The following is a 13,310-nucleotide window of genomic DNA, read 5'->3' on the forward strand; positions in this document are numbered from 1 at the left end:
ACGACCTGGACCTGGAGGTCGTCGGGCGCTGCAACGCGCAGATCCGCGCTCTGCCACGTGGTCCGCAGTGGCTGGACCACGTGGCGTTCGGCGTCCTCGTCGCTCAGAGGTCGTAGAGCGCGGCCAGGCGGGGGAGACGGGCGGCCATCTCCGCGCTGTCGTCGAAGTCGAAGTCCCAGTCCGGGTCGAGCTCGGGGTAGCGGATCCTGAAGGCGTCCTGCGGCAGCTGCATGCCCGTGGCCTTCAGGTGGGCGTTCCACGCGATCGACAGGGCCTCCTGGCAGTCGAACTCCATGCCGGACTCGGCGGCGGCCACGACCGCGGGTAAGGCCGCCAGCGAGTCCGGGTCGGCGAGGGCGGTCGTGTAGACCTCCTCGCCCTGGGTCACCAGCCAGCCGCGGAAGTAGTCGAAGCCGTCGTCCGAGCAGCCGCCGTTGATCACGTAGGCCGCCGCCCACAGCGGGTTCTGGTACGAGACGGTCAGCAGTTCCCACAGGACCTGCTGGGTCGCGACGATCTCGGCGGGCGGCCTGTCGGCGAGCAGGGTGGTGGCCGCGGCCGCCACGGCGTCGCCGTCGGACGGGTCGGTGACGTTCGCCCTGGCATCGGCGATGAGCTTCCAGAAGGTCTTCGGATCCACGTCCTGGAGCTTGACAGAGGGGTCTGACAATTTTTGGCGCCTGACTTACGAGCCGGGACGTTCTAGGTTGGAGACATGATCAGGACTCTGTTTCGCTCGCTCGAGGCCGTGCACGGCATGATCTACTTCGCGCCCGAGGCGGACTCGCGGTACGCGAGCGCCGGGCTCGACCGGCCCGGCGGGTACTTCGCGTCGCGGGCGGCGGCGCTGGGGGCGGTCGGGGCCGAGGTCGTGATCGCGACGTTCTACAACTTCAACCCCGCGATCGTGCGGGCGCGCATCCCCCAGGCCTGGGAGAAGGTCACGCCCCAGCGCATGCTCGAACTGCGGTGGGAGGCGGCGGACGAGGCGCTGGCCAAGGTGCTGCCGGACGACCTCAAGGAGATCACCGAGCTGGCCAGGCGGGCCGCCGAGCGGTCCAAGGAGATGCCGCACGGCCGCACGTTGTTCGCCGCGCACGCCGCCCTGCCGTGGCCGGACGAGCCCCGCCTGCAGCTGTTCCACGCCCAGACGCTGCTGCGCGAGTTCCGTGGTGACGGGCACCTCGCGGCCCTGCTCAGGCACAACGTCACCGGCATCGAGGCGCTCGTGCTGCACGTCGCGACGGGGGAAATTCCGGCCGAGGTGCTGCGCAAGACGCGTGCGTGGTCCGAGGAGCAGTGGGCGGCGACGGTGGAGGACCTCCGCGAGCGCGGGCTCGTCGGCGAGGACCAGCTGCTCACGGAGAAGGGGCGCGAGCTGCGGCAGGCCATCGAGGACGACACGGACCACATGGCCGCGCCGGCCTACGACGTCCTGTCGGACCAGGAGAAGCAGCGGTTCGTCGAGCTGGCCTCGCCGCTGAGCAAGGCCGTCCTCGAAGCGGGAATGGTCCCCGGCCGCCGCTAGTCGGCGTCGGTGCCGTCCCGATCCGTCGACGCGAGCGCCTTCTCGGTGACCTCGTCCTTGCCCGCCCTGTGCTTGCCGGGATGGGTCAGCGAGAAGTGCGCCTCGTCGCGCATCCGCTCCACCATGTGCGGGTAGTGCAGCTCGAACGCCGGACGCTCCGAGCGGATCCGCGGCAGCTCCGTGAAGTTGTGCCGCGGCGGGGGCGAGGTCGTGGCCCACTCCAGCGAGTTGCCGAAGCCCCACGGGTCGTCCTGCGGGGCCGGATCGCCGTAGCGGTAGGAGCGGAAGACGTTCCACACGAACGGGAGCACGGACGCGCCGAGCAGGAACGCGCCGATGGTGGAGAGCGTGTTGAGGAACGTGAAGCCGTCGGAGGGCAGGTAGTCGGCGTAGCGGCGCGGCATGCCCTCGTTGCCCAGCCAGTGCTGCACGAGGAACGTGCCGTGGAAGCCGAAGAACGTCGTCCAGAAGTGCAGCTTGCCCAGCGGCTCGTCGAGCATCCGGCCGGTCATCTTCGGGAACCAGAAGTAGATGCCCGCGTACGTGGCGAACACGATCGTGCCGAACAGCACGTAGTGGAAGTGCGCCACCACGAAGTACGTGTCGGACACGTGGAAGTCGAGGGCCGGCGAGGCCAGCAGGATGCCCGTCAGGCCGCCGAAGAGGAACGTCACGAGGAAGCCGATCGAGAACAGCATCGGCGTCTCGAACGTCACCTGCCCCTTCCACATCGTGCCGATCCAGTTGAAGAACTTGATGCCCGTCGGCACGGCGATCAGGAACGTCATCAGCGCGAAGAACGGCAGCAGCACCGCACCCGTCGCGTACATGTGGTGCGCCCACACGGCCACGGACAGCATCGCGATCGCGAGGGTCGCGAACACCAGGCCCTTGTAGCCGAACAACGGTTTGCGGCTGAACACCGGGAAGATCTCCGTCACGATCCCGAAGAACGGCAGCGCGACGATGTACACCTCGGGATGGCCGAAGAACCAGAACAGGTGCTGCCACAGGATCACGCCGCCGTTGGCCGGGTCGAACACGTGCGCCCCGAGGTGCCGGTCCGCCGCCAGGCCCATCAGGGCCGCGGTCAGGATCGGGAACGCCAGCAGGATCAGCACGGACGTCACCAGGATGTTCCAGGTGAAGACCGGCATCCGGAACATCGTCATGCCCGGCGCGCGCAGGCACACCACCGTCGTCGTCATGTTGACCGCGCCGAGGATCGTGCCCAGACCGGACACCGCGAGACCCATGATCCACAGGTCCGCGCCGACGCCGGGGGAGTGCACGGCCGACGACAGCGGGGTGTAGGCGAACCAGCCGAAGTCCGCCGCGCCGCCCGGCGTCACGAAGCCCGCGACCACGATGATGCCGCCGAACAGGTACAGCCAGTACGAGAAGGCGTTCAGGCGCGGGAACGCGACGTCCGGCGAGCCGATCTGCAGCGGCAGGATGAAGTTCGCGAACCCGAACAGGATCGGCGTCGCGTACAGCAGCAGCATGATCGTGCCGTGCATGGTGAACAGCTGGTTGTACTGCTCGTTGGACAGGAACTGCAGCCCCGGCCGCGCCAGCTCGCCGCGCATCAGCAGCGCCATCACGCCGCCGATCATGAAAAACGCGAACGACGTGGTGAGGTACATGATCCCGATCTGCTTGGGATCCGTGGTCTTGAACAGCTGGAGGAAGTACGAGCCTTTCGGCCGTGCGCGCGCCGCCCCGGGATGGGGGACTACGGGCGTGGGCTTGATCGTGGTCATCGCGCCTCCTCCGTGCCAGACGTGAATCGTCCTCCCGCTCAGACCGAGGGGCAATCCACGACGAGCACCGCACTGGTCACCGGGACCACCGGAGCGCCCACTGAAATGCCGCTGACCTGCACGTAGTAGGCGCCGGGGGCCATTTCACCGAATCTGATCGACATCCTCTCGGAGATCGCCGGACTGCGCGATTCGACCTGTTTGCCGTTCTCGTCGAGCAACGCCACCTTCAGCGCCCGAGCCGGTGTGTCCTTCAGCTCGACGGTGACCTCCAGGTCCTCCCCGGCCAGCGCCAGGTCCGGCACGCTGACCTGCGGCTCGGTCGAGGTCACGTTGCGCGGGACGACGGGCTTCGCGGTCAGGAACGACTCCACGGCGTCCAGCACGGCGGCGTTGTCCTGCAACGACGTGTGCTGCTCCGTCACGCGGTGCAGCGTGTTCGAGTCCAACGCCAGGCCACGGCGTGCGGCACCGAGCATCGGCACGGTCGCGTCCCCGTACAACTCGTCGCCCTCGTAGGTGCGGTAGCAGGTGACCTTGCCGTCGGCGATGCGAGCAGTGGTGGCCGTCGGCTGCTTACCGCCGAGGATCGCGTACGTCCGGTCGGCGAACGAGTCGGTCAACGAGCCGTGGAACGCCATCGCGTCCGCGACCATCTTCGTGTCGAGCTCGGGCAATGACACCTCCGTGGTCTTGAGCAGGCCGCCGGCGGACTCGATGCACGCGTACTCGGGCAGCAGCTGGTGCAGCGACGGCATCGACCGCGCGAACTCCGTCAGGTCGACCGCCAGCGGCCCGAGCTCCTTGCGCACGCCGTTGACCAGCTGGTCCAGCGCGGCGGCCGCCCCGCGGTACGGGGTGCCCATCGTGATCAGCTTCGCGGTCCGCTCGGCCATCCCGCACTGCTCGATGCACCACCGCGCGACCAGCCCGCCCATCGAGTGGCACACGAAGCTGACCTTGGCGTCGGGCCCGATCCTGTCCAGCGCCTCGTCCACCCGCCTGGCCAGCAACGCGCCGTTGTAGCGGTTCGACAGCCGCCAGTCGTAGGCGAAGAGCATCAAGTTGCCCTTCTCGACGGTGTACCCGAGCGAGTTCATCCGCCTGGTCACCCGGTCGTAGCCCTTCAGCGGCGTCCAGATGCCCGGGATGACGTGCAGGTCCGCCATCAGCCCCACCGGCTCGACTCCGTCGCCGGGGTGCTCGTCACCGACGCCGGCCGGGAGCTTGAGCTTCTTCAGGCTGCCGCCGAGCGTCAGCACCGCGCGCAACGCGGCCTTGCCCGACACCTCCCAGACCATGCCGTCCTCGTTGCGCAGCGTGCTGCCGAGAATTCCGGGCAGGACCACCACCAGATCGGTCATCAGGACTCCTCGGCGAGCGTGCGGATGAGCGAGAGCAACGCGAAGTTCGCGGGCACCAGATAGGTCAGCTCGTGGATCCACGCCAGGCGCTGGCCATGCGCGGGCAACGCCAGCCGCGAGTCACCTGCCCGAGCGCGCGCGACCACCTTGTACAGCGCTGCCAGCGCGTGCGGTTCCAACGCCGTCACGGCCTGGGTGAGCGCTTGAGGCGACGCATGAGCCGCGAGGCCGCGCAGGACGTCGGTCACGCGCGCAGGGTCTTCCACGGCGTCCAGCACGAGGTCGAGCACATCGGCGTCCTCGGCCGCCAGCAGCAGCAACGCGTGCACGGGCCGGTTGTCGCGGACGTTCTTCAGCACTTCCTTGTCCAGCAGCTCCTCCCGGCGCGTGGCGAGCAGTTCGCGCCGGCGTGCGGGCGTGGCGTCCACGAACTCGTCCGCGAGACTCGCGAGCAGCCACGGCCGGTAGGCGAGCAAGACGCCCTGCTGCTGTGCGGTCACCCGGCGCGCCTGGATGACCTGCGCCTCGATCAGGCTCGTCCCGTACAACGCCTCCGTGACGGCGACGTCCGCGTCCGCGGACAGCAGCTCGGGGTGCCGCAGCAGGATGTCGCGCTCCTCCAGGTACGACCGCGCGAACACCCACGACCGGGCGGTCCGCAGCAGCGTCCGGTCGACCGACAGCCAGTCCGGCGTGGTGTCCCACGGCCACGGGCCGGAGTCGTAATGGCGGCGGGCGATGTCGTGCACGTCGTGGATCGCCTGCCGCGACTGGCCGACGTGCGCGAGCGCCTGGCACAGCCACTTCGCCGCCGCCGGGTCGCCGGCCTTCGTGGCCGCAGCCCGCAGCATCAGCAGCGTGGCGAGGTGAGGGCCGGTGAACCGCGCGGTCACCCGTTCCCAGGTCTCGTCGACGATCTCGGGCTGCTTCAGCCCCGAGCAGAGCGTGTCGAGCGTGAACAACGCCGCCGCCAGCGTCGACAGCCGGTCGGTGTTCTCCGGCAGCAGGCACACCTCGACCGTCCGCAGGCCGGTGACCAGCGCGTCGCGCGGCTTGTCCGCGTCGCGCTGGCGGCGCATCAGGTTGTGCAGCGCCTGGCCGTGCACGGGCAGTCCGTCGGCGAGGTCGGCGGCCTGGCGGGCGGCGTCCAGTGCCGCGTCCGCGCGGTCGACCATGCTGTACGCGACGCTCAGGCTCAGCGCGGCGTCGGCGAGCTGGGGGCGGAACGCGGCGTGCCGGCCGAGCGTGCCGCTGATGTCCGCGGCCTGCTGCGTCATGCTCGCGGCGTCGGACAGCCTGCCCAGCGCCAGGTGGTCGCGGCTCAGTTCCACCAGCGCGCTCACCAGGTCCGCGAGGAACACCGGGTTCGTCTGCGCGAGCGAGTAGTACAGCTCGACGGCCTGCTTCGACCGTTGCATCGCCTCGTAGCGCAGGCCTGAGTCGCTGCACCGCGCGGCGAGGCACTTGATCGCGCGCGCAAGCGGTGCGTCGGTCTCCACGGCCGCGACAGCGTCACGAGCCGTGGACAGAGCCTCCCTCCTGCGTCCCAGCATCGCGTAGACCTCGCTCAGGTCCACCAGCGCGCCGCTGAGGTGCGCCGCGTACGTCGGGTTGTCGCCGCCGTGCGTCGTCGTCTTCGCGATGCGTTGCGCAAGGCGTTTGTGCGTAAGGCTTTCCGCCGTCGTCGGAGTCGACGCCACCAGCTCGCGGTACCGCACGACGGCCTCTTCGGCGGGCGCCACGGCCTGCTGGAGACGGCCGGCCTCGCGGAACCGGCGGCCCAGCTTGTTCAGCACGAAAGCCAGGTCCGCCAGGTACATCCGCAGCGTCGGCACCAACGCGCGGAAGTGCTCGGCCGCTTCTTCGAGAGGCGGGATGGCCTCGTCGCCGCGGCCCCAGTGCATCAGCTCGTTCGCCGCCGTCGTGGCCGCGAGGGCGATGTCCGGCAACAACATCCGGTTGATCACCGCGAGCGCGCGCAACCCGTCCAAGGCCCGGGTGCCCGCGTGCCCGCAGTGCCGCCACGCGTACTTCCACAGGTAGCCGGGCACGTTCGGCGGCACCCCGGCTTCCATGCGCTGCCGGTACAGCTCGATCAGCGCGCAGGCCACCTTCTCCGCGTCCGGCGCGAACACCTCGTCCCGGCTCGGCGCGAACGGCGGCCGCAGGTGGTCGGCGAACGTCTGGTGCGTCAGCTTGAAGACCGCCGTGCCCTCCTCGCCGTCCTGCACGACGTGACGGCCCAGTTCGGTGAGCACGGCGGTGATGTCGTCACGGGTGAACTCCTCGCCGGACAACGCCTGCGCGACCGCTCGCCACTCGGCTTCGGGGAATCCCGCGCCGTAGCTCCACGTGAGCGCCGTGAGCAGCGCACGGGCCGAGGGCACCTTGGCCAGCTCGCGGTCGAAGGCCGCGTCCAGCGAGAGCTTCAGGTCGGCGCCGCCGTCGGCCAGCACCTGGTCCGTGATCATCCACGCGGTCAGGAACGGCAGCTTCGCCAGCTCGTCCACAGTGGACTGCGCCGCGCCGGGGCCCAGCCGCGCCACGACGTACTCGCGGACGTCGGCCTCGCTGTCGGTGTCGTCGAGGTCCAGCACCTCGACCGGTGACAGCTCGGTCAGCAGCGGGGCACCTCCCGCGACCCGCTGCGCCTGCCGCGTCGAGACGATCACGACCGCGCAGCTCGCGAGCTTGGTCAGCAGCGAGGTGGCGATCGAGAACGACTCGCCGCGCGCCTCGTCCAGGCCGTCCACCACCAGCACCGGCGGCGAGGTCAGCGCGCTGACCACACCCACCAGTTCGGCGGCGCCCCGGCGCGGGCCCTCGGGCGCGGGGACCAGACCGGCGGCGACGAGCTGGCGGCTGAGCAGGTCGGCCACGCGGTCGGCGTCCATCGCACGGGCGTGCACGGCCGCGTCGACCGAGCAGGGTCCGGGGTCGGCGTGCCGGAACGGCGGCCCGCCGGTCAGCAGCAGGTCGCGCTCGGCCGGGTTGGACAGGCTGACGACCCGGCCGACGACCGCGGACTTGCCGGTGCCCGGCGACCCGGTGACCACCCGCAGGCCGGCCACCCCGGACTTCACCCAGCTCACGACCTTGTCGACCTGGGCGGTACGGCCGGTGAACCACGAACGGCCGGACGCGGAGTCACCGCCACGTGCCGCGAGCAGGAGGTGCTTGACGACCGTGTTCTCGGCGTAGAGGGGGTTGGGCAGCATCGGCTGTGCGGACCCGTACTGCATGAAGCGCGGCCGTTGGACGTCGCTGTCCCACGCGTTCAGCAACGCCGTGCCGACCGCGCCACCGTCGATCAACGCGATGCGGTCGCTCCACCGCCGTGCGTCCTCATCGGCCGTGGGACCGGCACGCAGCAGCTTGCGGAGCTTCCCGCCGAACAGGCCGTCACGGGCCGTTTCGACGCTTGAACACGACACCAGCACGCCCGCCCAGTGCGCCTGCCCCGCCAGCAGCTCTTCCTGGACGGCGGCGATTGTGCGGACGGCCTCGTCGAGCTGGGCACCCGAGTAGCAGGCGTCGACGATGATGAGCACCTGGTGGGCGCCCGACGCGGCGCACCACAGCGCGAACTCGTGCAGCATGACGCCGTCGACCACGCCGTCGTTGTCCCTGGCCAGGAGCCTGAGGTTGCCCGCGACGGGGATCGCGTGCCCGCTCCACAGCGCCACCAGCGCGCCGCCGTCCTGGGGCTGCTGGCGCAGGGCCTTCATGTGCGCGCGGATCTCGGCCTCGGTCGGATCGGCCAGCGGCTCGCCCTCGTAGCCCTTGAGCAGGGCGTGCAGCTCCCGCACGTCGCTCACGGCGTGCTGCAGCGGCTGCACCAGCTCGTAGGAGCCGACGCCGATGCCGACGAACCTGCCTCTGACCCTCTCCTGCATGCGTCACTACCCCCTGCCCGGACGTCGTTCTGCGGCAGACGGCGTTACTCGGGGTAACTCACATGGACTACTCCTTGGGCAGTTCGACGTTCGTGTTCTTCTCCAGGAACCTCAGGAGCTCCACCGGGAACGGCAGCACCAGCGTCGAGTTCTTCTCCGCCGCCACCTCCACGATGGTCTGCAGCAGCCGCAGCTGGAGCGCGCCGGGCGTGGCCTCCATGGTCCCGGCGGCCTCGGAGAGCTTCTTGGACGCCTGCAGCTCGCCGTCCGCGGTGATGATGCGGGCGCGCCGCTCCCGTTCGGCCTCGGCCTGCCGCGACATCGAGCGCTTCATGCTCTCCGGCAGGGCCACGTCCTTGATCTCGACGCGGTCGATGTCGATGCCCCACTGCAGCGCGGGCGTGTCGATCATCAGCTCCAGGCCCTGGTTGAGGCGCTCGCGGTTGGACAACAGGTCGTCGAGCTCGCTCTTGCCGATGATCGACCGCAACGACGTCTGCGCCACCTGCAGCATCGCGAACCGGTAGTCCTCGACGTTGATGACGGCTTTCGCCGGGTCCTGGACCTTGAAGTACACGACGGCGTCCACGCGCACGGTGACGTTGTCGCGCGTGATGCCGTCCTGCGCCGGCACGGGCAGGGTGACGATCTGCAGGTTGACCTTCCGGAGCTGGTCCACGCCCGGGACCAGCATCGTCAGCCCCGGCCCGCGCACGCCCTGCCGGAGCTTGCCGAACCGGAACACCAGGCCCTGTTCGTACTGTTTGATCACTTTGGCGCTCATGGCGAGGCCGAGGCCGCCGAGCGCGACCAGCCCGCCGAGGACTTCGAAGAAGATCATGAGACCCCGCCCTTCACCGGCGAATGCCTTTGAGCTGCAACGGTACGCCTGGGGTCCGACAATTTTCAGGTGCTCAGACGGGCGTTGACGCCGTGGGGATCGACGGCCCGTTCGAGGGACCCCGACCGTGTGCCGCCATCGGGCGTGGTCGTCCCAACACCCGGAAATCACGCTGCACCCGGTGGCACGCGTTAGTGTCGGAACCATGCAGACCTGGTCATCGATTCCTGTGCCACGGGTTCCGGGGGACCCCCGCCCGCTCCGGCTGTTCGACACGGCTACGGGCGAAGTGCGTCCGACGGCTCCAGGAGACACCGCCAGGTTGTACGTCTGCGGGATCACGCCGTACGACGCGACTCACCTAGGCCACGCCGCCACCTATCTGGCGTTCGACCTCGTGCACCGCGTGTGGCTCGACAACGGCCACAACGTGCACTACGTCCAGAACGTCACCGACGTCGACGACCCGTTGCTGGAGCGGGCGCTGCGCGACAAGGACGACTGGGAGGTGCTCGCCATGCGCGAGACCGCCCTGTTCCGCGAGGACATGGAGGCGCTGCGCGTCCTGCCGCCGCAGGACTACGTCGGCGTCGTCGAGGCCGTCCCCGAGATCGTGGAGGTGGTCGCGAAGCTGCTCGCCGACGGCCACGCCTACCGCGCGGACGACTCCGAGTACCCGGACATCTACTTCTCGCACAACGCCACGGGCCGTTTCGGCTACGAGTCGAACTACTCCTCCGAGGAGATGCTCCGGCTCTTCGCCGAACGAGGAGGCGACCCGGACCGCCCCGGCAAGCGCCACCCGCTCGACGCCCTGCTGTGGCGCATGAAGCGCCCCGGCGAGCCCGCGTGGCCGTCCGAACTGGGCGAGGGCCGCCCCGGCTGGCACATCGAGTGCAGCGCCATCGCCCACAACCGCCTCGGCGCCGGCTTCGACGTCCAGGGCGGCGGCTCCGACCTGATCTTCCCGCACCACGAGTACTCCGCGGCGCACGCCGAGGCCCAGACCGGCCAGCACCCGTTCGCCCGCCACTACGTGCACGCGGGCATGATCGGCCTCGACGGCGAGAAGATGTCGAAGTCGCGCGGCAACCTGGTCTTCGTCTCGAAGCTGCGTTCGCAGAAGGTCGACCCGAACGCCGTCCGCCTCGCGCTGCTGGCGGGCCACTACCGCGCCGACCGCCCGTGGACCCAGTCGCTGCTGGACGAGGCACTGGCCAGGGTGGACAAGTGGCGCCGCGCCACGGACCTCGACACGGGACCGTCCGCTGTGGACACCGTCACGCGGCTGCGCGACCACCTGGGCAACGACCTCGACACGCCCCGCGCGCTGGCCGCGATCGACGCGTGGGCCGACGAGGCGCTGGCGCATGGCGGGTCGGACAGGCACGGGCCGTCGCAGATCCGTGACGCCGTGGACGCGCTTCTGGGCGTGGACCTCTAACCGAGAGGCCATCCGGTGGCGGCCCTCGGTTCGAGGGCTGCCACCAGTGCGTGCTGCACATCGCTGTACACCGTGGCGTTGGCCGTGGTCGCCGAGTCCACGTCAGGTGCAGCCCTCGCAACTGCGCGAAGGTGGTGAGCCAGTCGTCGACCTCGCCATCTATCCCCAGAAGTCACCGGCAGAGCATGCGGCACACCACAATGGACCGATGACGACGGCGTGGCGGCACCTGCGGTACGAGCGCGGCCCGGACGGCGAGGACGTGAACGAGGCGGCGCGCGGCGAGGTGCTGCTCCTCGAGTCCACACGCGAAGACCTGCCGCTGCTGCGGTTCCTGGTCGAGCAGGAGGCGTTGTGCCGCGGCAACTCCCAGGGGCTGGGGGAGCAGGCGGCGCTGGCGGGGTTCCTGCTGGCGGAGCACCGGCGGCCCGAGGACGTCTGGCGGCACTTCGCGCTCAAGCGCGCCAACTTCGACGCCGGGTGCGCCTACGACGTGGAGCACCTGCTGGCGGCCGGGGTGGAGGCCACCGTCAGTCACGTGCGGGCGAGTGACCACCCGGACCGTGACGCGGTGCTGGAGCTGCTGGACCTGAACATCGACGAGGACGACCTGCTGGAGTGGTTCGAGCACCGGCGCGCGTGGTTCGAGGTCTGAACGTGGAACCGCCCCCGGGGCGGAAGCACCGGGGGCGGTTCGTTCAGCGAGTAGAGGCTCAGACGTCGAGCGTCCAGTTGTTCAACGTGCCGCTGTCCAGGAACGCCGCGTCGCGCACGCGCAGCGTCCAGGTGCCGTTGGCCGCCTCACCGGAGAGGTTCCTGGTGTAGGTCTCGTTGATGTTGTCGGCCGAGCCGCCGGACCGGTTGTGCAGGTTGACGACGGTGCCGTCGGGCGCGACCAGGTCCACCACGAGGTCGCCCTTGTAGGTGTGCGTGATCGAGACCTTGATCGACGCGGTGGCCGACGCGTTGCCCGCGCAGCCGGAGACGACGATCGTGCTGGTCACCGTGGACTGGTCCGGAATCGCGACCGGGGTGGAGTTCGTGCGGGCGTCACAGCTGCCGCCGACCGCGCTGACGACCCAGGAGAACGTGGCCGAGCCGGTCTTGTTCGCCGCGTCGGTCACCGTCGCGGTCACCGTGTAGGTGCCCGCCGTGGTCGGGGTGCCGGAGATCGCGCCGGAGGCGTTCGCCGACAGACCGGCCGGGAGGCCGGAGACGGACCACGTGTACGGCGCGGTGCCGCCCGAGGCCGCGAGCTGCAGCGAGGCCGGCGTGCCGACGGTGGAGTTCTGCGTGCCGGGGTTCGTCACGGACGGGTCGCCCGGCTGGCCGCCACCGAAGAGCGAGTACAGCAGCTTGTTCGGCGTGTTGGCGCCGACGTTGGTGATCTTGTTGGGCGTGGAGGCGGCGTTGATGCCGTTCCACACGGCGGCGGGGGAGTCGGTGGGGTGCGTGGCGAGCCACAGGGCTGCCGCGCCGGCGACGTGCGGGGTCGCCATCGACGTGCCGGAGATGTTGTTCGTGGAGGTGTCGTTGGTGTTCCACGCCGACACGATGTTCGAGCCCGGAGCGTAGATGTCCGTGCAGGAACCGTAGTTCGAGAACGACGAACGCGCGTCGGTGTTCGTCGAGGAGTTGACCGTGATCGCCTCGGCGACGCGTGCCGGCGAGGTGCTGCAGGCGTCGGTGTTCGAGTTGCCGGACGCGATCGCGTAGGTGATGCCGGCCGCGATGGAACGGCGCACGGCCGCGTCCAGCGTGGCGTCGGCGCCGCCACCGAGCGACATGTTGGCGACAGCGGGCTTGACCGCGTTCGCCGTCACCCAGTCGATACCGCCGACGACACCGGCGGTCGTGCCGGAGCCGGAGCAGTTCAGCACCTTGACGGCGACGACCTTGGCGGCCTTCGCGAGGCCGTACTGCGAGCCCGCGATGGTGCCGGCGACGTGCGTGCCGTGGCCGTTGCAGTCGGTGTTGTTGCCGTCACCGGAGGTGTTGGTGCCCCACGTCGCACGGCCACCGAACGTGGAGTGCGTCGTGCGCACACCGGTGTCGATGACGTACGCCGTCACGTTGGACGCCGTGGTGTCGTACTGGTAGCTGTTGCTCAGCGGCAGGTCTCGCTGGTCGACGCGGTCCAGGCCCCACGACGGGGGGTTCTGCTGGACGTCGAGCGCGTGCACCTCGGCGTCCTGCTGGACGAACGCGACCTTCGGGTCCGCGGCGAGGCGGGCGGCCTGCTGGGCCGTCATCTTCACCGAGAAGCCGTTGAGCGCGTGCTGCCAGATCTGACCGACCTGGCCGCCGTACTTGCTCGCCAAGCCCGGTGCGGCGGCCCTCGACGCCGAATCGGCCTTCAGCGAGACGATGTAGCTGTCCTTCACGACATCGGCGCGGTCGGCGCCGAGAATCGTCCCCACGTTTTCTTGAGCTGACGCGGCCGGAACCACAGCGGCGGCCAAACACATGGCGGC

At 69.9% G+C, this 13,310-nt stretch carries 9 protein-coding genes; 3 read left to right on the top strand and 6 right to left on the bottom strand.

Translation table 11 applies throughout. The features are described 5' to 3' along the window. Positions 1 to 103 precede the first annotated feature (103 nt). Entirely contained in the window at positions 104 to 640 is a 537-nt protein-coding gene (locus tag ORI60_RS05320) for a DUF4240 domain-containing protein (RefSeq protein WP_266034951.1), read from the bottom strand. Between the two features lie 75 nt (positions 641 to 715). Here ORI60_RS05320 and ORI60_RS05325 point away from each other — a divergent pair, with 75 nt between their 5' ends. Beyond that, entirely contained in the window at positions 716 to 1,528 is an 813-nt protein-coding gene (locus ORI60_RS05325; protein WP_266034953.1) for an SCO6745 family protein, read from the top strand. On the opposite strand, the gene ctaD is transcribed toward ORI60_RS05325, so the two are convergent. From ctaD to ORI60_RS05345, 4 genes are all read right to left on the bottom strand, one after another. Then, positions 1,525 to 3,291 carry a cytochrome c oxidase subunit I gene (gene ctaD, locus ORI60_RS05330; RefSeq protein WP_266034956.1) on the bottom strand — a complete coding sequence of 589 codons (1,767 nt, stop codon included), beginning with the start codon at positions 3,289 to 3,291 and terminating at the stop codon, positions 1,525 to 1,527. The two genes, ORI60_RS05325 and ctaD, sit on opposite strands and share 4 nt — an antisense overlap. Positions 3,292 to 3,329: 38 nt before the next feature. Next, positions 3,330 to 4,655, bottom strand: a complete 1,326-nt coding sequence (locus ORI60_RS05335) for an esterase/lipase family protein (RefSeq protein WP_266034958.1) — start codon at positions 4,653 to 4,655, stop codon at positions 3,330 to 3,332. Continuing rightward, positions 4,655 to 8,551: a caspase family protein gene (locus ORI60_RS05340; RefSeq protein WP_266034961.1), complete on the bottom strand. Its 3,897-nt coding sequence runs from the start codon at positions 8,549 to 8,551 to the stop codon at positions 4,655 to 4,657. Before ORI60_RS05340 ends, ORI60_RS05335 begins: the two co-directional genes overlap by 1 nt. Before the next feature lie 67 nt (positions 8,552 to 8,618). Beyond that, a complete protein-coding gene (locus ORI60_RS05345; RefSeq protein ID WP_266034964.1) occupies positions 8,619 to 9,392 on the bottom strand; it encodes a slipin family protein in 774 nt (257 codons plus the stop codon). A gap of 205 nt (positions 9,393 to 9,597) precedes the next feature. Here ORI60_RS05345 and mshC point away from each other — a divergent pair, with 205 nt between their 5' ends. Then, positions 9,598 to 10,836, top strand: a complete 1,239-nt coding sequence (gene mshC, locus ORI60_RS05350; RefSeq protein WP_266034966.1) for a cysteine--1-D-myo-inosityl 2-amino-2-deoxy-alpha-D-glucopyranoside ligase — start codon at positions 9,598 to 9,600, stop codon at positions 10,834 to 10,836. 208 nt (positions 10,837 to 11,044) lie between these two features. Then, positions 11,045 to 11,491 (top strand): hypothetical protein, encoded by a 447-nt coding sequence (locus tag ORI60_RS05355; protein WP_266034968.1) that lies wholly within the window; start codon positions 11,045 to 11,047, stop codon positions 11,489 to 11,491. A 58-nt stretch (positions 11,492 to 11,549) separates the two neighbouring features. Here ORI60_RS05355 and ORI60_RS05360 read toward each other — a convergent pair whose 3' ends face one another. Beyond that, entirely contained in the window at positions 11,550 to 13,256 is a 1,707-nt protein-coding gene (locus ORI60_RS05360) for a S8 family peptidase (protein WP_266034969.1), read from the bottom strand. Positions 13,257 to 13,310: the final 54 nt, after the last annotated feature.

Source organism: Lentzea sp. NEAU-D7 (genome assembly GCF_026242055.1).
Taxonomy (GTDB): domain Bacteria; phylum Actinomycetota; class Actinomycetes; order Mycobacteriales; family Pseudonocardiaceae; genus Lentzea.